This window comes from Legionella feeleii (assembly GCF_001467625.1).
In the GTDB taxonomy this organism is placed as follows: domain Bacteria; phylum Pseudomonadota; class Gammaproteobacteria; order Legionellales; family Legionellaceae; genus Tatlockia; species Tatlockia feeleii.
Genome location: NZ_LNYB01000080.1, coordinates 401688 through 425641, shown reverse-complemented (window position 1 = coordinate 425641; position 23954 = coordinate 401688). Strand labels below are relative to the sequence as shown.

Sequence of the window (23954 nt, the reverse complement as noted above, 5' to 3'; positions counted from 1 at the left end):
GCAGCTGCTTGCGGTTTGTCTTTCCACTCCAGCTTGACTCGTCCTTGCTTATCAACACCTGCCACAAAGACTTCTATTTCCTGGCCCTCACCTAATACAGATTCAACCTTCTGAGAGCGATCGGAACAAATCTGAGAAATATGTAAGAGACCATCTTTACCAGGCAATAAATTGATAAAGGCACCAAAATCGACAATCTTGCTGACTTTACCTTTATACGTTTGCCCTACCTCTACTTCAGCAATCAGCGCCTTGATTTGGCGTTGTGCTTCTTCCAAGGCTTCAGCGTCAGGAGAAAATAGTTGAACAGTACCACTATCATCAATATCAATAGCTACACCAGTACTTTCAATCAAGCCTTTAATTGTAGCACCACCTTTCCCGATAATAGTGCGAATTTTATCTTCAGCAACTTTCATAGTGGCAATTCTAGGCGCATGCTGGGACAATTCTTCACGGTGCTCAGACAAGGAATTGTTCATTACACCAAGAATATGAATCCGTCCAGCTAAAGCTTGATCCAGAGCCTGCTCCATAATCTCTTTGGTAATCCCGGTAATTTTTATATCCATTTGCAGCGCAGTAATACCTTTTTCGGTACCTGCAACTTTAAAGTCCATATCACCTAAATGATCTTCATCACCCAGAATATCAGTTAAAACTGCAAAACGATCACCTTCTTTAATCAACCCCATGGCAACACCAGCAACAGGTGCTTTCAGAGGTACACCAGCATCCATTAAAGCCAAGCTGGTACCACACACTGTTGCCATCGAACTTGAGCCATTGGACTCGGTAATTTCAGAAACAACACGCAACACATAGGGAAACTCAGTCGCAGTTGGGAGCACCGCTATCAGGCTGCGTTTAGCTAAACGGCCATGACCAATTTCTCGTCGCTTGGGACTACCAACCATTCCTGTCTCACCAACTGAATAGGGAGGGAAATTGTAATGCAGCATGAATCTGTCTTTGGATTCACCACTCAAGCTATCCAAAATTTGGGCATCACGCTCATTGCCCAACGTTGCCGCAACGATCGCCTGCGTTTCTCCACGAGTAAACAACGCTGACCCGTGTGCTCTCTCCAGGCATTTTGTGCGAATCGCAATGGGACGTACAGTTTTCTGATCGCGCCCATCAATACGTGGCTCTCCATCCAGAATACGGTTACGTACAATCGCTTTTTCCAAATTCCATAGTATATCGACCACAGCGTCTTTATTAACTTCCTCTTGTTCGCTGCTGATTTTTTCAACGATTTCTTGTCTTATTTCAGCAAGACGCTGATAACGTTGTTGCTTATCCTTCAACAAATAAGCCTGGGTAACTGCGGAAGTAGCCAATTCGGCAACTTTCGATTGCAAGGCTGTATCTGTCGGAGGCGCAACCCAATCCCAAGCAGGTTTACCAACTTCTTTGGCGAATTCCACAATTGTCCTGATAACAGACTTCATCATTTCATGGCCAAATAATACCGCGCCAAGCATCACTTCTTCGCTTAGCTCTCGTGCTTCTGATTCAACCATCAAAATAGCATCATGTGTACCTGCAACAACCAAATCAAGCTCAGATTGTGCAATTGCTTTATACCCCGGATTTAACAGATAGACACCATCTTTATAACCCACACGTGCGGCACCAATAGGCCCTTGGAAAGGGACACCTGAAATCGCGAGGGCTGCGGAAGCAGCAATCATTGAAACGATGTCAGCTGGTACTTCAGGATTCAACGACATGACCGTTGCAATAATCTGCACTTCATTGTGGAAACTCTCCGGAAATAGGGGACGAAGAGGTCTATCCATCAAGCGGGAAGTCAAGGTTTCACTTTCGCTGGGACGTCCTTCACGTTTATTAAATCCACCAGGAATCTTTCCTGCTGCATAAGATTTTTCCTGATAATTAACAGTCATAGGGAAAAAATCATTCCCTTCAGCCCCATCTTTCTTGGCAACTACAGTAACGAGAACCTGCGTTCCGCCCATACTTGCAAAAACAGCGCCATCCGCTTGTCTAGCTATTTCACCAGTTTCAAGTACTAGCGTGTGTTCACCGAATCGTATTTCTTTAGTGATTTTAGCCACGTAACTCACCTCTTTGAATTGTTATAATGAAAAAAAAGGCGCAGAAAACTGCGCCTTTCATTTGACCTGAGAATCGAGCAGACTAGTCCCATTAGCATTGTTCCAAACGCTCAATAGGAATCCCGTAAGCCCAGATTTTGAATCAATGTTTGATAACGAGCCTGATCTTTTCTCTTCAGATACTTCAGCAACTTACGGCGCTTGTTTACTAATTCTTGCAAACCACGTCGTGAGTGGAAATCTTTTTTATTGACTTTAAAATGATCGGTTAAGTATTTAATCCGACTACTCATTAGAGAAACTTGAACTTCAGGCGAACCAGTATCTTTATCAGCTCGCTTATATTCGTTAACAATTTCTGCTTTTTGCGCGCTAGTTAGCGACATTATTCACTCCTGAGGATAAGCTAAGTGTTCATTCAAAGGGGAGCATTCTATCAAGGCCAGCCCTTTGACACAAGTATTAGCAGAGAATTTGTGCAATATTTATTGACCTTTCCCTGCATAAAAAATCTATAAAGCCATGACACAACCGATTCTCGTTGTTGGCAACATTGGGCTTCTTTCAAAGCTTGCTGGCAGAATATTACTCAAGTCCTGCAACAGTCTCGCTAGTCAATAAACGTTTTACTGTTAAAATACCTGTCGCCTGAATTTCTCCCAATCCCACAAACCGGTCCTCATCATCGTGAAGGCGAATACAGCTGCTATTCAAATTGGAAACCTTCTTATCAACAAGCACTTTTCCCTGCCTTAGAGCAACGACTTCTTCTCTATTTAAAACTAAAACAGGTAAATAGGATACCGCTCGTTCCATGGGCAAAAGGCAAGCTAATCGTTGTTCAGCTGTTTTATTCTGTAAATCATCTATATCGTACATTGGCTCATCAGCAAACCCTGCTGTATGCACACGATGAAGCCTGGTCACATGCGCTCCAACCCCCAGTCTATCACCAATGTCTTCAATCAGATTACGGATATATGTTCCTTTGCTGCACGATACTTTAATATCAAATTCCTTATTGTTAAATCCGGTTAAATCCAATTGATGAATAATAATCTCTCGTGCAGCACGCGCAACATCCACACCTTCACGTGCATATTTATAGAGGGGAGTACCATTATGTTTCAAAGCCGAAAACATGGAAGGGACCTGTTGAATCTTGCCTTTGAATTGCTCAAGGACAGTCAATAGTTGAGCGTCTGTCACTGTAAAATTAGAGATTTCCTGGGTGATCTCACCACAAGCATCGGCAGTATTCGTTTTGATACCCAATAAGCCGCTCGCTTCATAGCATTTGTCAGCATTGAGAAGATATTGGCAGAATTTGGTCGCCTCACCAAAACAGATCGGCAACATACCGGTAGCCAATGGATCCAAACTACCTGTGTGCCCCGCTTTTTTTGCTTGAAATAATCTTTTAACCTGCTGTAACACAGCATTAGACGACAATCCTTGTGGTTTATTAAGCAGCAAAATACCGTTTACAGACTGCTTATTCTCAATCTTGTTCATCATCAGCGTCTGAGGGATTAGCTTCATCAATCAATCGACTTAACCGCCTGCCATATTCTATTGACTCATCATATACAAAATGAAGCTGAGGAACCGTACGCAATTTCACTGATCTTGCCAAGGCAGAACGCAAATAGCTTGCAGCCGCATTTAGAATTGCTGCAGTTTCCTTCACGTCATCGTTGAACACGGTAAAATAGACCTTTGCGTGTCCCAAATCCGCAGAAACCTTTACAGCTGAGATAGTAATAAAAGCAGGCAATCGCGGATCTTTGATTTCCTGCTGAATAATTTGCGAAAGCTTCCTCTGCATCATCTCTGCAACGCGGTCGGTTCGCTTAAAATCCTTACTCATAAATCACGCTTTATTTCAATTGTCTCAAATACTTCAATCAAATCGCCGGCCTTAACATCATTGTAATTCTTCACCCCGATACCGCACTCAAATCCTTGGCGAACTTCAACAACATCATCTTTAAATCGTCTTAATGATTCCAGCGTACCCTCATAAATAACGACGTTATTTCTGAGTACACGAATTGGATTATTACGCTTGATCATACCCTCAACAACCATACAACCAGCGATAGCTCCCAGCTTGGGTGAGCGGAATACGTCGCGTACTTCTGCAATACCGATAATCTCTTCTTTAAATTGGGGCGCCAGCATACCCGATAGCGCACCTTTGACTTGATCAACGATGTCATAAATGACGCTATAGTAGTGCAAGGAAACAGCTTCCTGTTCAGCCAATTTCTTAGCACCGCTGTCAGCCCGGACATTGAACCCAATTAAAATTGCATTGGAAGCGATAGCTAAATGGACATCAGATTCCGTAATACCACCAACACCACTTGCAATAATTTCAACTTTCACTTCGTCAGTTGATAATTTAACCAACGCATCAGCAATTGCTTCAACTGAGCCCTGTACATCAGCCTTCAAGACCACATTCAACACTTTTGCTTCTGCAGTCGTCATGGTTTCAAAGAAACCATCCAGAGAAGATTTTTGTCGTCTAGCCAACTTAACATCACGGAATTTTCCTTGACGGAATAAAGCCACTTCTCGGGCTCGTTTCTCATCAGGGACAACAACTGCTTCATCTCCAGCGTGTGGAATAGCCGATAACCCAAGTACCTCAACAGGAATGGAGGGACCAGCACTGTCCACCAGGCTGCCATTATCGCTGACCAAGGCGCGAACACGACCATACTGCAAACCAGCAAGGATGATATCCCCTTTATGCAAAGTTCCATTTTGTACAAGCACAGTAGCCACAGGACCACGTCCCTTATCGAGTCGTGACTCAATAACTACCCCTTTTGCTGCACCATCAGTATTTGCTGTTAATTCCAACACTTCCGATTGCAACAAAACAGCATCCAGTAATTCGTCGATACCTAATCCGGATTTAGCCGAAATTTTTACGAACATTGTGTCTCCGCCCCACGACTCAGGAATTACATCATAGGCTGATAGTTCGTTCATAACCCGATCAGGATCAGCATCAGGTTTATCCATTTTATTAACTGCGACAATAATTGGCACATTAGCCGCTTTGGCATGTTGTACTGCTTCAACAGTTTGTGGCTTAACACCATCATCTGCCGCTACAATCAGAATGACGATATCAGTAGCCTGCGCTCCACGAGCACGCATTGCGGTAAAGGCAGCATGGCCGGGGGTATCAAGAAAAGTAATTTCACCTTTAGGTGTGCTCACATGGTAAGCACCAATATGCTGGGTTATTCCACCCGCTTCGCCGGCAGCAACCTTGGTACGTCTGATATAGTCAAGCAAAGAAGTTTTACCGTGATCCACATGACCCATAATGGTTACAACGGGAGCACGAGCTTCTGTTTTACTTCCTTTATTCAAGACATCGCCAAGTGTATCTTCTATAGCATTTTCTTTTACTATTTTTGACTTATGACCCATTTCTTCAACAACAATGGCAGCCGTATCTTGATCGATAACCTGGTTGATAGTAGCCATAGCACCAAGGCCCATCATCACTTTAATCACTTCAGCAGCTTTTACCGACATGCGTTTAGCCAATTCAGCTACAGTAATTGTTTCTGGTATTAATACTTCATGTACCATAGGTGCAGTCGGCATAGCAAAACCATGGGTCAATGCCTCTTCGGCCTCACGATATTTCTCTGATTTTTCACTACCCTTGCGCCTTTTAACTTTATTACGCTTATGACGCATTACAGAGCCTTCATCATCCTCACGCTCAGGAGCCTGATATTTACCTCTCTTGCCAGCACGCCCTTTCTTGAAATCTGACTCAACCTCAGAATCAGTCTTCTCGCTTTTATCACCGTGCTTCTTTTTAGAAGCCTTCTCAACCTTTTCTTCAGCAACAGGTTCCGGCAGAATTTGATCGGCTATGGGGAGAATTTCTGGGATAATCGCTTCTTCTGCTTCAGCAACTAATTCCGGCTCTTCAGCAGCCAGCTCTACTTGCCCATTTTGCTCTTCAGGTAAAACTTCAATTTCAGCGCCAGACTCAGCAATCGCTTCAGCTTCGGAGATTTGTGCAACGTCTTTCGTTACAAGATCTTCAACTGGTGCAGCAATATCCTCTTCATGCTCAGTTTCACTTTGCTGATCAAGCAAGCTACTTCGTTTGACGTAAGTTCGCTTTTTACGGACTTCGATATTTACTGTTTTGCCACTGTGTACGTCATGGCCAACAGTCACTTGAGAAAGGCTCTTACGGCGAAGAGTAATTCGCTCCGGAGTTGTGCGTGTTTCTCGGTTAGAGCTACCTTTAAGATGAGTTAACAGAATACGTTTCTGCTCTTCGTTGACTGTCTGTTGTTCATCACTAAAAGATAACCCTGCTTCCTGTAACTGGTTCAATAGGCGTTCAACAGGGATACCAACGACTTGAGCCAATTGTTTAACCGTCACATCCGCCATAATTTAATCCCCTTTCAGCAATCCCACATAGAAACTGCTCTAATTCTAAATACTATGAGCTCAAAATTCACTGTATAATCAACGCATTATAAGCAAACGCCTTGATAATCTGGTAATGCATGAAGTTGAAATTTTCCAACCCCGAACAATCTAATTAATTCTTATCGAAACCACGGCTCTCGTGCTGTCATAATCAGTTTGGCAGCTTGCTCTTCTGTCATACCATGAATATCAAGCAACTCATCAACCGATTGTTCGGCAAGCTCATCCATTGTTGTAATCCCTTTAGCTGCTAAGCTAATAGCTAAAGCCTCCGTCATCCCATCCATTTCCAAAAGTGACTCGGTGGGAGTGCCTGACAGGCCTTGCCCAGAAGTTAACGCCTGGGTCAATAGCGTATCATTTGCCCTGTTTCTTAGTTCATCAACAATTTCTTCGTCAAATTCTTCAATAGCAAGTAATTCTTCTTTGGGAACGTACGCAATCTCTTCCAGAGAAGAAAATCCATGTGTCACCAAAAGATTGGCAATTTCTTCATCAATTTCCAACGTTGTGGTAAAGAGATTAACAATTTTGCTCGACTCTTCCTGGCTCTTGTTATTAAACTCCTCAACCGTCATTACGTTCAAAGTCCAGCCTGTCAGTTGACTGGCCAACCTTACATTTTGCCCGCTTCGGCCAATTGCCTGTGATAACTGATCTTTCTGTACTGCCAGATCCATTGTATGGCTATCTTCATCAACAACAATCGAGGTGATATCTGCAGGTGCCATCGCATTAATGACTAATTGTGCTGGATTGTCGTCCCATAAAATGATATCCACACGCTCACCACCCAATTCACCAGAAACAGCCTGAACGCGAGCGCCACGCATTCCTACACAAGCACCTACTGGATCAATACGACCATCATTGGTCTTAACAGCAATTTTAGCGCGATTGCCTGGCTCTCGGGCAGCAGCTTTAACCTCAATAACATTCTCACCAATTTCAGGTACTTCGATACGAAACAGCTCTACCAACATTTCATTGCGAGTACGGCTAACATACAATTGCGGCCCACGTGCCTGAGGTGTTATCTCATATAAATAGGCACGTACTCTGTCATTCGGTCTAAACATTTCATTAGGTAGCATTTCGTTACGCGGCATAAAGGCTTCTGCTTTACCGCCCAAATCAATAATGATGTTATCTCGTGTGACTTTTTTGACTGTACCATAAACAAGTTGACCCAGTTTATTCCTGAATTGATCAACCACTTGTTGCCTTTCTGCCTCACGTACTTTTTGCATAATAACTTGACGTGCGGTTTGCGCGGCGATGCGACCAAATTCAACTGAAGGCATCGGCTCTTCAATACGTCCACCGATCTCAATTTTTGGCTGGCGCTCCTTGGCTTGAGCAAGCGTTAATTGCCGCTCAGGGAACTCCATCTCTTCATCAGCAACAACATCCCAATAACGGAAAGTTTCATATTCGCCAGAACGAGGATCAAGCTTTACTCTCACCCCAATATCTTTATCAGTGAGTTTACGAGTGGCAGATTCAAGCGCTGCTTGGATTGCTTGCAATACAACTTCTTTGCTCACACCCTTCTCGTTAGATAATGCCTCAGCAACTAATAACAATTCTTTGCTCATTGTTCGCCTCACTCGCCTGTCAAATTTGCTTTTACTATTTGTGAAAATAGTACTTCCAGTTGCTCATCACCCACTTTTAATATCAACTGATCATCACTAACAGTCATAAGAGTACCAGACAGTTTGCGTCTACCTGCTACGGGTTTAAACAATTTTACCTGGATATCGCACCCCAGATAACGCTTATACTGCTCTTTATTAAACAGCGGGCGAGGTATTCCTGGAGAAGATATCTCTAAACTATAATTTCCCGAGATGGGATCTTCCACATCGAGGAGCGCACTAACCTGTTTACTAACTCGCTCACAATCCTCGATACCAATGCCATCGACTTTATCTATATATATACGCAGCAGCGAATGTTTCCCCTGTGATAAGTACTCACATCCCCAAAGCTCGTAACCCAAATCCTCAATCACCGGCTTTAATATTTGTTCAATTTCGCTCTGTATCATATGCTACCCGACCACCTACTTTTCCTGGATTGACATTGATTCAGGCATATTTTTCGAAATGACTATTTTGGGAACTACTCTATGAACATCATTGCCCACGGCCCCAAATATAATCTTAAAACAGAGCTTGAGTAATTCACCATCGCCTGACTGATAGCTTTATATTGCTCATTACCTGTTTGAGCATAATAAAAAACCCCAATGATGGGGTTTTTAATAGTGGTAGCGGGGGCAGGATTTGAACCTACGACCTTCGGGTTATGAGCCCGACGAGCTACCAGGCTGCTCCACCCCGCATCAACTGAGGGCAAGTATACTCACCCTCCCTTTATTTATCAAGCTTTTTTTATCAGTTGGAGGATATTAAGAAATTAATTATTCCTTCAGTATTTGGCTTGTTGCGATTTCGCTAGCCTGAGTGCTTATAGCCTGATATTGGGGCACCTCAGCCGTATCCCCTTGACCGACATGCTCCCATGGACCATTGCGCGAATCCTCCAACCTGCACAGCTTATGGCTTGATATTAGAGCTTCGCAGCGAAGTGCAGAAAATCAAGCCATACCTGACAAGGTAGAAATCTCAACAGCCTCTAACCAGCAAACGCGTTAATACAAGCGGTTATTAGCGCTGAAGGGAATATACCCAGGAACAGAAGAGACAGGCAATTCAAGGAAAATATAATTTGGGTTGGCATAGAAAATCGCACTGGGGTGCTATCACTAGCCTCATCAAAGTACATCACTTTAACAATACGCAGATAATAATAAGCACCAATGACAGCGAAGAAAAGGCCAAGTACTGCAACCCAAGTCATGTTAACATCAACCAACGCCTTCAAAACCAGTAATTTGGTAAAAAAGCCCACGGTAGGTGGAACTCCTGCCATTGAAAACATGACTATCAAGAGCATAAAGGCAATCCAGGGATTTCTCTTATTTAAGCCTTTCAAATCATCGACCTGATCTATTTCGACACCCTTATTTGATAAAATCACAATCAATCCAAAGGCAGCAACCGTCATTAACGAATAGACCAGTACATAATAAAGCGCTGCAGCATAACCAGCATCACTCGCTGCCAAGAGACCAAAAAGCGAGTAGCCAATATGGGAAATAGCAGAATAAGCCAAAAGCCGCTTAATGTTAACTTGAGTAATTGCCAACAAATTACCTAGTCCGGTTGATAGCAAAGCCATTATCAGCAGTAACTGTTGCCATTGCGGTGAAATACCCGCCAAACCTAGCGTTAACAAGCGCAATGCCATGCCAAGCGCGGCTATCTTAGGCGCAGCACTAATAAAAAGGGTGACTGCACTTGGCGCACCTTGATAGACATCCGGTGCCCACATGTGAAACGGCATTGCAGCTAATTTGAACCCTACACCCACCATAATAAATACTAAAGCAAACGACAATAAAGTACTGTCCTGCTGCCAATTGGCAGCAACAGCATTAGCAATATCAAGCAAATCGAGTTTCCCTGTAGCACCATACAACAAGGATAAACCATACAAGAGCATGCCAGAGGCAATCGCACCCATCACAAAATACTTCATGGCTGCCTCTGATGCGTCGCTGTTAGTGCGACGGATTGCAGTCATCGCATATAAAGGTAAGGAAAGTAACTCCAGACCTAGATAAATGGTCAGTAATGAATGAGCTGAAACAAGTACCATCATTCCTAACATGGAAAACAGGCCAAGGACATAGTAGTCGCCTGCAGGCATCTGACGCTCATCGATATAACGCTGCGAATAGAAAAAACAGAGAAAAACGCTAAGATAAATAAATAATTTCATCAGCTGTGCAATATCGTCACTAACATAAAGACCGCCAAGGATTACTGTCTTGAAACTACCAAGTAGCATAAAGCTTACACCAGCAGCTAAAGCCAGCCCTGCAATTGCGCAGGCAAATGCAATCGAAGCGTAGCGATGTCGGAAAAAAAGATCACCCAACAAGGCTATACAGGCGGTGACTAACACAATCATCTCAGGTAATGCGATGTGTAGATTCTCAAGTAATGATACTGTCATGTTTATTTAACCTTGCTAGTTATAATTTTGATTTATCAGCCTGAGCCAAGGTGTAGCTGACTGTTTGATGAATATAATTAAGTACGGGCTTTGGATATACACCCATTGCTACCACCATAAAAGCAAGGAGTGCATAAGCACTGATTTCGAAGCCGGATATATCACGTAAGGATGCAACCTTTTGATTAGTTATCGGACCAAAAATGACGCGTTTGTACATCCACAAAGTATATGCGGCACCAATAATCAATGTTGTAGCAGCCCAAAATGCGATCCAGAAGCCTGCTTTAATGCTTCCTAAAATCACCATAAATTCACCAACAAAACCTGAAGTTCCGGGCAATCCTGCGTTTGCCATAGCAAAAAGCATGAAAAAGGAAGCGAATATTGGCATGGAATGGACTAACCCACCAAAATCTTTAACTTGACGAGTATGCATTCTGTCATAAATATAACCTACGCCGGCAAACATGGCACTGGAGACAAAAGCATGGGAAATCATCACAATAATGGCTCCTTCAAGAACCAAACCCGCATTACTCAGTCCTGACTGTTTCGCTATAGCAAATACAGCAAAACAACCAAGGGTTACAAAACCCATATGGGATATTGATGAGTAGGCAATAAGTCTCTTCATATCCTTTTGGATAATAGCGACCAAGCCCACATAGACTACCGCTATTAATGAGAGGGCAATCATAACCATCGCGTATTTACTACAGGCATCAGGTACTATCGGCAAGGAAAAACGAATAAATCCATAAGCACCCAGCTTCAACAATATTGCCGCCAGAACAACTGAACCACCGGCAGGCGCTTCGGTATGGGCATCTGGTAACCAGGTATGCACGGGGAACATTGGAATCTTGATTGCAAAACCAAGGAAAAAAGCAATAAAGATGAGCGTTTGGGCAGTCATCCCTAATTTTACGGCATAAAAAGCTTCAATTTTAAATGACCCTGCCTGATAGCCTATATAAAGGAACGAGGCCAGCATAAGCACAGAACCCAAGAAGGTGTATAGGAAAAATTTTATTGCTGCATAGACGCGATTATCTGAACCCCAAATACCGATAATCAAATACATAGGGATAAGCGTTGCTTCCCAGAATATATAAAAAACAATTGCATCAAGTGCTGAAAAGACACCTACTAACAAACCCTGCATAATTAAGAATGCAGCCATATATTGGCCAACACGCTGATGGATACTGTCCCAGGTTGCGAGGATCACAATAAGATTGGTAAAGATGCTCAGGATAATTAATAGCAGTGACATACCATCAATTCCCAAGCTATAGTTAATTCCTAAAGCTGGCATCCAGGTTATTTCATCGAGATGTTGCATACCCGGGGTATTGACGTCAAATCCGGTTACCAATGGTATACAGATTAGTAACGTGAGTATAACCGTAAATAAAGATAAATAACGTGATACATTCGGGTTATTATCATCGCCAGTGAGGAATACAAAAACCCCTCCGATAATGGGTAACCAAATCAATAAATTGAGCAAATGATACATACCTTCACCTTATAATCAGCCTAGCAATAACCAGCATAGGAAAACAAAAAGACCAAGTACCATCACTGTTGCATAATGGTACAAATAGCCACTTTGGATAGCGCGACCTTTTTGTGCGAACCACCTAATCGTACGACCTGCACCATTTACGAGCATGCCGTCAATAAGCCGTTGATCACCTGTTTGATAAAAGAATTGCCCCATAGCTTTGGAACCACGCACAATGACGAGATCATTGAATGCATCAAAACCATACTTGTTCATCAGAATACGGTATGGCCAAGCTAAGGTCCTGGCCAAAACGCCAGGGATTGAAGGCAAGGCAATATAGCAAACCCAGGCAATCACAATACCGGCAATAGCTAACCAGAACGTTAGTGAACCGACTGAATGCAAGGCTGCTTGCCAAGGGGAAGAGACTTCCTTTGCTAATTCAGCAAGCACATTATGCTCAGGTAAAACAAACAAGGATTTTCCAAGGAGCGTCGGTGTATCATAAAGCATTGGCATATAAAGGATATATCCGATAATGACTGAAGGAATTGCCAACATCACTAATGGGAACCATACCACCGAAGGCGACTCATGCAAGTGAGAAAGCGTATGCTCATCCGCGCGAGACTTTCCATGAAAAGTCATGAATAAAGCACGGAAAGTATATAGCGCGGTAACCATGGCACCTAAAGCCACACAAAAATAGGCATAACCACTGCCAGGAATTTCTGAGAGTTTTGCTGCTTCTATAATCGTATCTTTAGAGTAGAAGCCTGCAAAAGGAGGGATAGCACAAAGCGCTAGACTGCCAATGACAAAAGTGGCATAGGTAATTGGCATTTTACACCATAGACCGCCCATTTTGCGCATATCCTGCTCGTGGTGCATACCAATAATGACCGAGCCTGCGCCTAAAAATAACAGGGCTTTAAAGCAAGCATGCGTCAATAAGTGGAACATTCCAGCACTATAAGCAGAAGCGCCCATCGCAACCATCATGTAACCTAATTGTGATAAGGTAGAATAGGCAACAACTCGCTTGATGTCATTCATCACCAAAGCCAAAATTCCAGTAAACAGAGCCCCTGTAGCACCGATAATCAGAATGGTGCTCAGTGCGGTAGTTGACAATTCGACCAAGGGGGAAATACGGGCAATCATGAAAACCCCGGCGGTAACCATTGTTGCCGCATGGATCAATGCGGAAATGGGAGTAGGACCTTCCATTGACTCTGGCAACCATACGTGCAGGGGAACTTGAGCTGATTTACCCATAGCCCCTACATAAAGCAGCAAACAAATCACCGTAAGCAATGACCACGGATGGCCGGAAAATAGCTCCACAGTAGTGCCAGACAGATGATTTGCACTTTGGAAAACCGTGTCGTAATCCAAACTACCGGTATAAGCCAAGACCATGGCTATCCCCAGCACAAAACCAAAATCCCCTACCCGGTTGACTATAAAGGCTTTCAAACCGCCTTCAATAGCTGACTCTTTGTCGTACCAAAAGCTGATAAGTAAATAGGAAACCAGACCTACGCCTTCCCAACCGAAAAACAGCTGCAAAAAATTATTGGCGGTAACCAGCATCAACATCATAAAGGTAAAAAGGGAAATATAACTAAAAAATCGCTGGTAACCATCATCATCGGCCATATAACCAATACTGTAGATATGAACTAGCAGAGATACAAAATTTACCACAACCAGCATTACTACAGTCAGGGGATCAATTAAAAACCCAATATGGAACGCATATGGGAACAAATCTCCGCCGCTAGCCCATGTATAAACATTACTATTAACCGAATCAGCCGAACCAGTTAATATGAGTACAGCAACATAAAGCGATAATAGAAAAGATAAACCAACACCAGCAATGGTTACGGAATGTGCACCCGAACGACCAATCTGGTTGCGGAAAAACCCCGCAATGATTGAACCGAGCAGCGGTGCAAGAACAATTATAAGACATAGTTGTTGAATGCTCACGTTGTTAACCTTTTAAATGATTCATCTTATCGACATCGATATTGCCCCTGTTACGGTAGAGCAACATCACTATAGCCAAACCTATCGCTGCTTCAGCAGCGGCAACCGTTAGGATAAAGAATACAAATACTTCACCAGCAACCCCACCATAGAAATGGGAAAAGGCGACAAAATTGGTGTTGACTGCCAGCAGCATCAGTTCAATACAAACCAACAGCAGTATTATATTTTTGCGATTAAGCATGATGCCTACGAGGCTCAAACCAAACAAAATCGCAGCCAATATCAAATAATTGTTTACTGGTATCATCTATGTTCCTAGTGTTTATTTCTCGGGCTTCATTTTGACAAGTTTGACCCTATCCTCGCGACGAGTCATAATCTGCCCAACAATATTCTGTCGTTTAGAACGAATCGCTCCCCGATGCGCCAAAGTAATTGCAGAAATAATTGCCACTAAAAGCAGGACTGCGGCAAGTTCAAACGCAAAAACATAATCTGTATAAAGGACCATTCCTATTTTTTCAGTATTGGATAATGCTTTCACTGGCTCAACTACATTACTCTCGTCTATTGTTGTGTTTGGGCTTGTTTGTGCACTCAGTGCAGGTTGTTCAATGTCAGTTTTAAAAGTGTCTTCAGGGACGGCAATCAAGAGCAACCCTGTCAGCAATGCAACCAAAATCAAACCAAATGGCAGATAGCGAACAAAATGTGCTTTCATCGACTCTGTATCGATATTAAGCATCATGACCACGAATAAAAACAGGGTCATCACAGCACCAACATAAACCAAGACAAGTATCAGTGCCAAAAACTCAGCTTCAACGAGTATCCAAAGCACAGAGCTTGCAAAAAAGGTCAAGACCAAAAACAAGACGCAGCGTACTGGATTATTTTGTGTAATAACCATCAGGGCAGATAGTATCGACAACCCTGCAAATACGTAGAAAACTATGTCTAAAAATAATTGATGCATTTCTTACCCCATTAGCGCCATTCTTTATCAGCGTCTCTGTCTGCGGCCAATCTCTTTTCCATTAGGCTACCCACTGCAAGCAGTTTCTCTTTCGTCATAATATTCTGACCACGCTCACTAATATGATAATGGTGGATCGGTGTTACCACGATTGAATCGACAGGACAGGACTCCTCGCACAAACCGCAATTAATACATTTAAACATATCAATATCGTAGCGGGTAGTCCGACGCGAACCATCCTCTCGTGGCTCTGATTCAATGGTAATAGCAAGTGCAGGACAAACTGCTTCACATAATTTGCAGGCTATACACCTTTCTTCGCCATTGGGATACCGCCTTAATGCCAACAAGCCGCGAAAACGAGGAGATAGCGGTGTCTGTTCCTCAGGGAATTGCACTGTCACTTTCTTTTTAAAAAAATATTTCCCTGTTAGCTTCAAACCGGATAGTAATTCCAGAAGCAGGAAGCTACGAATATAATGTCTGATATATCGATATACTTGTTTCATTCGTTTGCTCAGTTGACTGGTTAAAACCAAGGTTTAAGTTCAGCTACAACCATTAGGGCTGTAACAATAACCCATACAATGGTCACCGGGATCAAAACTTTCCATCCTAAACGCATGAGTTGATCATAGCGATAACGTGGGAAAGTGGCGCGGACCCATAAATAAACAAAAAGAAAGAATGAAATTTTTGCGAGTAACCAAACAAACCCGGGGACAAAAAAGAAAATGTCACCAAGTACCGGCATTCCCTCAAAAGGTGATAACCAGCCACCCAAAAATAAAATAGCCATGACCGTGGAAAGTAAAATCATGCTGGCATATTCGGAAAGGAAGAATAAGGCAAAACCAATTCCTGAGTATTCCACATGGAACCCAGCAACGATTTCTGATTCTCCTTCTGCCAAATCAAAAGGTGCTCTGTTTGTTTCAGCGATCCCCGCAATCCAAAAAACAATAAACAGGGGCAGTAAAGGTAGAAACCACCAATGCCAAATGCCGCCACGTTGTGATAGAACTATCTCACTTAGATTCATGCTGCCAGCTGCCAGTAAAACGCCAACAAAAGCGAACCCCATGGCAATCTCATAAGATACAGTTTGCGCCGCGCTACGCAGCGAACCAAACATGGCATACTTTGAGTTTGAAGCCCAGCCGGCTATCAATACTCCGTAAACACCAAGGGAACTTAGTGCAAAGAGATATAAAACACCAGCATTAATATCAGCTAAAACGATTCCCTGCGAAAAAGGTATAACAGCCCAGCCTGCCAAGGCAGGAGCAAGTGCAAAGAGGGGTGCTATAACAAACAGGTATTTATTTGATCTGCTAGGAACAATAATTTCCTTAGTGATTAGCTTGAATAGATCGGCAAAAGGCTGCAGTAACCCCAATATACCAACACGGTTGGGTCCTATACGGACTTGAATATAACCGATTACCTTGCGTTCAGCATAGGTTAGATAAGCAACTCCAATAAGGAGTGGAATCACTATAACCAGGATCTTGATAATGATCCAGAGCAAAATGCTGATATCTTGTAGCATATTTTTACCTGTTTAGCGCTTGATAGTTATTGCAGCAAAAGAGTGCCCTAAATCTGCTGTTTCCGGCATTGCGTTTGCTACCCATACAACATCGGGTGCCATGCGCTCGTCACGTTTAAGCGGCAATGTTATCTCAATATCACCTTGAGATACAGTGGCAACCTCATCTAATTTCAATCTGTTAGCAGTCGTTGGATGAATTCTTATGCAGGCCGATTCAGATGCTGCACATAACTGCAGTGCCTGTGCATGACGCACGATGCTGTCACAGCGGTATAAAGGCCATTCACCCACACGCACCAACTGCTTATTGATCACAGGCAACGATTCCGGATAGTACGGTTGATATTTACTTTCCGCAACCATTCCTGCCAATGATTTTATTTCTGCCAATACTTCTTCAGAGGAAACCTGCTGGAAATCTTTGCATTGCAATAAATTTGCAAGTACACGCAAAATTTTCCAGGCTGGTCGGGCTTCGCCATGTGGCAACTTTGCACCCTTCACGGTTTGCCATAATTTATCAATATTAATATAAGTACCAGACGTTTCAGCATAAGGTGCCATTGGCAAAATGACATCTGCGTAATCTTGCATGGACTCATTTTGGAATGCCGAAAGCATCACTACAAATTCAGCACCAAGCATAGACTGCCTGGCACGATAAGGATTAGCAAAATCAAATCCGGGCTCGACTGCAAGTAAAAAATATCCTTTTAATTTGGCATCCAGTGCAGCTTGCACATCCATGCCACTAGTCTCTACAGCTTTTCCTGCAACAGTACGGTGCGGTAACATGCCTGCAAGACATGCACCTGCGCTATTTGCGCCCTGGGTAAGCCTTAAAACGCGGACACCAGCCTTTTCTTCAAGTAAATAAACCAAAGTGCGCAGCAAAGAGGCATCAGGATGGTTTTCACATAACGCGCCAGTAATTATGGCAGCATTGGGTTGGCTCAGTGCGTTAGCCATTGCCTTGGTTGTCTCATCAATTTCTAAGCCAAGCAGGAGTTTCTGTACTTCTTCCGGTAATTTTTTGACGTCTTCAGTCATTGCCAATACTAATTTGGCAAGTTGCATAGGCATTTCCTGTGGAGAAACAACCGCTTTACCGGCGAGATCAAAATGGTAATCATAATCCACTGGATTGATGGCAAACAATTTAGCTCCATTTCTGAAAGCCTTACGTGCCCGAATACCAGCAAGTGGTACTTCCCGGTGAATGTTACAACCCAGCAACAAAATCGCCTGCTGATTTTCCAACTCAGCATATTTCAGAGAGCTGGTAGGCATCGTTCCTTGATTGTTTTGATCACGGAAATCGGTTTGTTGTAGACGATGATCTAAATTGTTAACCCCTAATTCCCGCATGAATTTTTGCAACAGATAAAGCTCTTCCAAGGTGGAGGAAGGCGACGCAAAGGCAGCAAACTGCTCTGGACCATGCTGTTTAATAATGCGACTTATTCCTTCAGCAGTAAATTTAAGCGCAGTTTGCCAATCTACCGTTTCCCATTGACCGTTTCTTTTAATCATCGGCTGGCTTGCACGTGCTTCGCTGTTCAGCCCTAAGTAGCTAAATCGGTCTCTATCAGATATCCAGGTTTCGTTAATCGCTTCGTTTTCTTTAGGCACCGCACGCATTAACTCTTCACGACGGATATGCAAATAAACATTTGAGCCCAAACAATCGTGAGGAGCCAAGCTATCGTGCTGAGTCATTTCCCAGGCTCTGGCAGTATAGCGATAGGGTTTGGAAGTCAGTGCGCCCACTGGGCAAAGATCGATAACATTGCCTGATACCTCTGAAACCAGGCTGTGCTGAATGTACGTGCCAATCTGCATTTTTTCACCGCGCCCTGTCGCACCCAACTCAGGGACCCCAGCAACTTCATCCCCAAAGCGTACACAGCGAGTACAATGGATACAGCGAGTCATTTCGGTAGCTATCAATGAACCCAAATCATCGTCGACGACAGAACGCTTGGTTTCTTCATACTCGGAAGCATCATAACCAAACCCCATGGAGATATCTTGCAATTCGCACTCGCCACCCTGATCGCAGATAGGACAATCCAGGGGATGGTTGATCAACAAAAACTCCATCACTGCTTCTTGCGAACGGATAGCCTCTTCTGATTTTGTAAACACTTTCATGCCGTTAGTAATCGGCGTCGCACAAGCAGGGACTGGTTTACGTCCGTTTTCGACTTGGACTAAACACATACGGCAGTTAGCTGCTACTGATAATTTCTTGTGATAGCAGAAACGGGGAATATAGATTCCCGCCTCATCAGCAACCTCGATGATCATTTTGCCGTTTTCGACTTCAAATGTTTTACCGTCAATTTCAATGGTGGCCATTGTTTAAACCTTCTTCAATTATGCTGCGACGACCGAGCGTTTATGCTTAATGAAATAATCAAATTCATGATAAAAATGCTTTACGAAACTTTGTACCGGCCACGCTGCCGCTTCACCAAGTGCACAGATAGTACGACCTTCAATTTTATCGGCAACGTTTACCAGCTTTTCGATATCACCTGGTTCACCGTGTCCTTCTTTGATTCGGTGGATTAAGCGAACCAGCCAACCTGTACCTTCACGGCAGGGTGTACATTGTCCACAGGATTCGTCCATATAGAATTCGGAAATACGATAAAGAGCATCGACCATACAGGTGGTCTCATCCATTACAATGACTGCACCGGAACCCAAACCTGAACCCGCTTTTTGGATACTGTCATAATCCATATCCAAGTTCATCATAATATCACCTGGTAATACTGGCATCGATGTCCCACCAGGAATGACTGCTTTGATTTTTCTCCCTTCACGGACGCCGCCTGCCAATTCCAATAAGGTTTTAAATGGAGTCCCTAAAGGTATCTCAAAGTTTGCTGGCTTGTTAACATGGCCGCTGACACTGAAACACTTTGCGCCGCCGTTATTCGGTTTACCTAACTGGAGAAACCACTCGCCCCCTTTCTCCATAATGACCGGAACAGAAGCGAATGTTTCCGTATTATTAATCGTTGTGGGTTTACCATAAAGGCCATAGTTGGCTGGGAAAGGCGGTTTAAATCGCGGCTGTCCCTTTTTGCCTTCCAGGGAATTCAATAAGGCTGTTTCTTCACCGCAAATATAAGCACCAGCGCCCAGATGATTATAAAGATCAAAATCAACGCCAGAACCTAAAATATTCTTGCCTAACAATCCTGCTGCATAAGCCTCTTTCAGCGCGGATTCAGTTCTTAGGAAAGGCTCCCAGAACTCGCCGCGAATGTAGTTGTAGCCTACGGTTGCGCCCATCACATAGCCCGCAATAGCCATTCCTTCGATTAATTGATGCGGGTTACGGCTTAAAATCTCTCGATCCTTACACGTACCCGGCTCTCCTTCATCAGAATTACATACCACGTATTTTTGGATCTGCGCATTACGATTCATAAAACTCCACTTCAGGCCAGTGGGAAATCCTGCACCACCACGACCACGTAAAGCAGACGTTTTTAATTCATCGATGATCTGTTGCGGAGGTGTCTGTTCTTTCAGAATACGCCGCCATGCACTATAACCGCCGATACTTTGATAGGCAGCCAAAGTCCATGGTTCTTGCAAATGGAACGTACGGTAACAGACTTGATTTTGTTCAACCATGACAACCACCTCTATCATTCATTGGTATTGTTCCAAGACTTTATCAATCTTATCAGTGGTCAGATTCTCGTGATAATCTTTATCTACCTGCATCATTGGCGCATTTACACAAGCACCAAGGCATTCAACTGACCTTAACGTGTATCGACCATCAGCAGTAGTTTCACCCAAGTTAATCCCTAGTTTTTTCTGCAAATGCTCCACAATCTTTGATGAACCACACAGTTTGCACGAAATATTGGTGCAGACATTTACCAAATGCCGTCCCGTGGGTTTGAGTTCATACATCGTGTAAAAACTTGCTACTTCGTAAACTGCAATAGCCGGCATTTCCAAATAATCTGCTACCGCATCCATGAGCTCAGGAGTCAACGACCCTTGCTCTTCTTGGACAATCATCAATGCACGCATCACAGCAGATTGTCTTTGATCTGCTGGATACTTGGCGATCCAATGGTCAATTTCATCCATACCCGTGGATGAAACAAATTGACGAAGTAATTTAGCTGAATTCTCAGACATTCTTTCTAACCTTTAATGTGTTAATAATGAGACCACGCTCATTAGACTTCTTTCGAAACTCTACTTCATTGGAGCATTGCTTCGTCGATACGTTGCTCGAATCCTCATGTACTCGCATGCTCGCTGTTGTTCTGCGCGCCGTTTTCTTCTCCCCTGCTTTCAAGGCAGCCAGTTTCGAGAGAAGTCTATTAATCTATCGGTCAATCTCACCAAATACAATGTCTTGACTTGCAAGAATCGCAACTCCATCAGCAAGCATATGCCCTCTCACCATCGCATCGAAACTTGATAAGTGAGCAAACCCCGGCGCACGAATCTTCATACGATAAGGCTTGTTAGCGCCATCTGACACCAAATAAATACCAAATTCACCTTTGGGAGCCTCAACCGCACTATAGACTTCACCTTGTGGCAAACAAAACCCTTCCGTGAAAAGTTTAAAATGGTGAATCAATGCCTCCATATCATGCTTCATCTTTTCACGCTTTGGTGGCGTAATCTTGTTATCATCAATTTTTACCGGGCCAGGATTATCACGCAACCATTCAATACATTGCCTTATAATGTTATTTGATTGCCGTAATTCTTCTACTCGTACTAAGTAGCGGTCATAGCAATCACCTGTTTTGCCAACCGGAATGTCAAAATCCACTTGATCATAAGCAGCATAAGGTTGTTTTTTACGCAGGTCCCACGCCACACCTGAACCACGTAACATGGGTCCAGTAAATCCCCATTGTAATGCCTCTTCAGGTGAAACAACACCAATATCCACTGTACGCTGTTTCCAAATACGGTTATCAGTGAGCAGGGTTTCATACTCATCAACACATTTTGGGAAACGTTCGGTAAAAGCCCACAAGAAATCCAATAAACTACCTTCTCGGTGGACATTCATTTTTTCAACTTCACGCTCATTATGCCAACGCGATGGTTTGTACTTTGGCATCGTATTGGGTAAATCACGGGCCACACCGCCGGGACGATAATAAGTAGCATGCATGCGGGCACCGGAAACAGCCTCATAGCAGTCAAACAAATCTTCACGCTCGCGGAAACAGTAGAGAAATACAGTCATTGCGCCAATATCTAAGGCAATAGCTCCTAACCAGAGCAGATGATTCAGAATACGAGTCACCTCGTCAAACATAGTGCGGATGTACTTTGCTCGTAAAGGGATATCTATACCCAGCAATTTTTCCAGAGCAAGAACATAGGCATGTTCGTTACACATCATGGAAACATAATCAAGCCTATCCATGTAACCTATGCTTTGTATGTAAGGCTTGGTTTCAGCCAATTTCTCAGTGGCGCGATGCAGCAATCCAATATGTGGATCGGCACGAGTAATGGTTTCACCTTCCAACTCAAGAACAAGGCGCAATACCCCATGAGCTGCCGGATGCTGTGGACCAAAATTGAGCGTGTAATTCTTTAATTCAATCATTGCTCGCTCCGTTTTTGTCAAGATAGCGATTGTCGTTTCGTATTACCTTAGGAACCAGAATTCTTGGTTCGATATCTACTGGTTCGTAGATTACTTTTTGTAACTGTGCATCATAACGCATTTCTACATGGCCACTAAGTGGAAAATCTTTACGGAAAGGATGACCAATAAATCCATAGTCAGTAAGAATGCGTCTTAGGTCAGGGTGGTTTTCAAATAAAATTCCATATAAGTCATAAGCTTCACGCTCAAACCAATTTGCACCCTTCCAAATATCATGTACTGAAGGAACAACTAAATGGGTTTCCTCAACAAATGCTTTTACGCGCACTCGGTGGTTCTTTTTAGTAGATAATAAATGGTAAACGACTGCAAAGCGTGGCTTGGTCAATGCGTAAGCTTTTGCTTCCTGTCGTTCTACCCCACGCGAAAAGCCACTTTCTGTGGCTGACTCTGTCTCCCAATCGTATTCGCCGTACGACAAATAATCGACAGCGCACAGATCAATGAGTTGATCAAACAAAAATAATTCATGACTACATAGTTGCTGTAAGGTCGTCTTAAGCTTGCTAACCTCACACTCAAGGGTAATCTCATCGTTGGCTACAATAATCGAAGAAAACAAGCCATTCAATTCTGAAGTTAATTTTTCAGCCAAATCGGTTAATTTTGTCATCTGATATGCACCTGTGCTGGTCTCAAGCCTCAATTATCTGTTTGCGCCTGATTTTGTTCTGTAGCTGAATAATGCCATAGAGAAGCGCTTCGGCAGTTGGCGGGCAACCTGGTACATAGACATCCACTGGGACAATGCGGTCACAACCTCTCACTACCGAATAAGAGTAATGGTAATAGCCACCACCATTTGCGCAAGAGCCCATAGAGATAACCCATCGTGGCTCCGGCATCTGATCGTATACTTTACGCAAGGCAGGCGCCATTTTGTTACATAAAGTTCCAGCTACAATCATGACATCTGATTGTCGCGGGCTAGGTCTAAAAATAATGCCAAATCGGTCCAAATCATAACGGGCAGCCCCGACATGCATCATTTCTACGGCACAACAGGCAAGACCAAAAGTCATAGGCCACATTGAACCGCTACGCGCCCAACCAAGCAGTTTATCCACCGAGGTTGTAACAAAGCCAGTTTTTTGCAATTCTGCAACCGCCATAGCAAGCCTCTAAATATTCTGGGTTAACAAATAATAACGTGGTGTTACTTTTCTACAAAACGAAAACACTCACTCCCATTCAAGTGCGCCCCGTTTCCATTCATAGATGAAGCCAATCACCAACAGGCCAAGGAAGATCATCATCGCAGAAAAACCAAACCACCCAATCTTGCGCAACACCAAGGCCCAAGGAAAGAAAAAAGCAGTTTCCAAATCAAATATGATAAATAATATAGCAATTAGATAGAATCTTACATCAAAGGGTAAATGCGAACTTTCGAAAGCACCAAATCCGCACTCATAAGGCGAATTTTTGGCAGAGTCAGGGTTATGTTTGCCAAGCAAAGAACCTGCGGTCAACATTGCAAGACCTATAACAAGCCCGATTATAATAAAAATAAGTACTGGTAAGTATTGTGATAGCATCATTTCGCA

The 23954-nt window shown here is 43.3% G+C and carries 20 protein-coding genes, 1 tRNA gene and 1 pseudogene; all 22 read right to left on the bottom strand.

The window, feature by feature from the left end; translation table 11 throughout:
* Positions 1–8 precede the first annotated feature (8 nt).
* Positions 9–2087 (bottom strand): annotated as a pseudogene (pnp, locus tag Lfee_RS09590) (polyribonucleotide nucleotidyltransferase); the annotation flags it as partial.
* Positions 2088–2197: 110 nt separating this feature from the next.
* A complete protein-coding gene (gene rpsO / locus Lfee_RS09585) occupies positions 2198–2473 on the bottom strand; it encodes a 30S ribosomal protein S15 (protein ID WP_058446169.1) in 276 nt (91 codons plus the stop codon).
* Positions 2474–2672: 199 nt separating this feature from the next.
* Complete coding sequence (gene truB / locus Lfee_RS09580; protein WP_058446167.1) at positions 2673–3602, bottom strand: tRNA pseudouridine(55) synthase TruB; 930 nt, start codon at positions 3600–3602, stop codon at positions 2673–2675.
* Entirely contained in the window at positions 3589–3957 is a 369-nt protein-coding gene (rbfA, locus tag Lfee_RS09575; RefSeq protein ID WP_058446165.1) for a 30S ribosome-binding factor RbfA, read from the bottom strand. The genes truB and rbfA overlap by 14 nt, the downstream gene beginning before the upstream one ends.
* Positions 3954–6536, bottom strand: a complete 2583-nt coding sequence (infB, locus tag Lfee_RS09570; protein WP_058446164.1) for a translation initiation factor IF-2 — start codon at positions 6534–6536, stop codon at positions 3954–3956. The genes rbfA and infB overlap by 4 nt, the downstream gene beginning before the upstream one ends.
* Positions 6537–6697: 161 nt before the next feature.
* Positions 6698–8176 carry a transcription termination factor NusA gene (gene nusA / locus Lfee_RS09565; protein ID WP_058446163.1) on the bottom strand — a complete coding sequence of 493 codons (1479 nt, stop codon included), beginning with the start codon at positions 8174–8176 and terminating at the stop codon, positions 6698–6700.
* 8 nt (positions 8177–8184) lie between these two features.
* Complete coding sequence (rimP, locus tag Lfee_RS09560) at positions 8185–8631, bottom strand: ribosome maturation factor RimP (protein WP_058446162.1); 447 nt, start codon at positions 8629–8631, stop codon at positions 8185–8187.
* A gap of 220 nt (positions 8632–8851) precedes the next feature.
* Positions 8852–8928: transfer RNA gene (locus tag Lfee_RS09555), tRNA-Met, on the bottom strand.
* A gap of 293 nt (positions 8929–9221) precedes the next feature.
* Complete coding sequence (gene nuoN, locus Lfee_RS09550; protein WP_058446161.1) at positions 9222–10667, bottom strand: NADH-quinone oxidoreductase subunit NuoN; 1446 nt, start codon at positions 10665–10667, stop codon at positions 9222–9224.
* A 19-nt stretch (positions 10668–10686) separates the two neighbouring features.
* On the bottom strand, positions 10687–12192 hold the full coding sequence (locus Lfee_RS09545; RefSeq protein WP_058446160.1) for a complex I subunit 4 family protein: 1506 nt from the start codon (positions 12190–12192) through the stop codon (positions 10687–10689).
* 15 nt (positions 12193–12207) lie between these two features.
* Positions 12208–14181, bottom strand: a complete 1974-nt coding sequence (gene nuoL, locus Lfee_RS09540; RefSeq protein ID WP_058446158.1) for an NADH-quinone oxidoreductase subunit L — start codon at positions 14179–14181, stop codon at positions 12208–12210.
* Between the two features lie 4 nt (positions 14182–14185).
* Positions 14186–14491: an NADH-quinone oxidoreductase subunit NuoK gene (gene nuoK / locus Lfee_RS09535; protein ID WP_058446156.1), complete on the bottom strand. Its 306-nt coding sequence runs from the start codon at positions 14489–14491 to the stop codon at positions 14186–14188.
* A 15-nt stretch (positions 14492–14506) separates the two neighbouring features.
* Positions 14507–15160, bottom strand: a complete 654-nt coding sequence (locus Lfee_RS09530) for an NADH-quinone oxidoreductase subunit J (RefSeq protein ID WP_058446154.1) — start codon at positions 15158–15160, stop codon at positions 14507–14509.
* 11 nt (positions 15161–15171) lie between these two features.
* Positions 15172–15672, bottom strand: coding sequence for an NADH-quinone oxidoreductase subunit NuoI (gene nuoI / locus Lfee_RS09525; protein ID WP_058446152.1), 501 nt, complete (start codon positions 15670–15672; stop codon positions 15172–15174).
* 20 nt (positions 15673–15692) lie between these two features.
* Positions 15693–16715, bottom strand: a complete 1023-nt coding sequence (gene nuoH / locus Lfee_RS09520; protein ID WP_058446150.1) for an NADH-quinone oxidoreductase subunit NuoH — start codon at positions 16713–16715, stop codon at positions 15693–15695.
* 12 nt (positions 16716–16727) lie between these two features.
* Positions 16728–19079, bottom strand: coding sequence for an NADH-quinone oxidoreductase subunit NuoG (nuoG, locus tag Lfee_RS09515; RefSeq protein WP_058446148.1), 2352 nt, complete (start codon positions 19077–19079; stop codon positions 16728–16730).
* A gap of 18 nt (positions 19080–19097) precedes the next feature.
* Complete coding sequence (gene nuoF, locus Lfee_RS09510; protein ID WP_058446325.1) at positions 19098–20375, bottom strand: NADH-quinone oxidoreductase subunit NuoF; 1278 nt, start codon at positions 20373–20375, stop codon at positions 19098–19100.
* A gap of 18 nt (positions 20376–20393) precedes the next feature.
* Entirely contained in the window at positions 20394–20897 is a 504-nt protein-coding gene (nuoE, locus tag Lfee_RS09505; RefSeq protein WP_058446146.1) for an NADH-quinone oxidoreductase subunit NuoE, read from the bottom strand.
* Between the two features lie 193 nt (positions 20898–21090).
* Positions 21091–22344, bottom strand: coding sequence for an NADH-quinone oxidoreductase subunit D (locus Lfee_RS09500; protein ID WP_058446144.1), 1254 nt, complete (start codon positions 22342–22344; stop codon positions 21091–21093).
* Positions 22337–23020 (bottom strand): NADH-quinone oxidoreductase subunit C, encoded by a 684-nt coding sequence (locus Lfee_RS09495; protein WP_058446142.1) that lies wholly within the window; start codon positions 23018–23020, stop codon positions 22337–22339. Before Lfee_RS09495 ends, Lfee_RS09500 begins: the two co-directional genes overlap by 8 nt.
* A 22-nt stretch (positions 23021–23042) precedes the next feature.
* Positions 23043–23519, bottom strand: coding sequence for a NuoB/complex I 20 kDa subunit family protein (locus tag Lfee_RS09490; protein ID WP_019215905.1), 477 nt, complete (start codon positions 23517–23519; stop codon positions 23043–23045).
* A 69-nt stretch (positions 23520–23588) separates the two neighbouring features.
* Positions 23589–23945, bottom strand: a complete 357-nt coding sequence (locus tag Lfee_RS09485) for an NADH-quinone oxidoreductase subunit A (RefSeq protein ID WP_058446324.1) — start codon at positions 23943–23945, stop codon at positions 23589–23591.
* Positions 23946–23954: the final 9 nt, after the last annotated feature.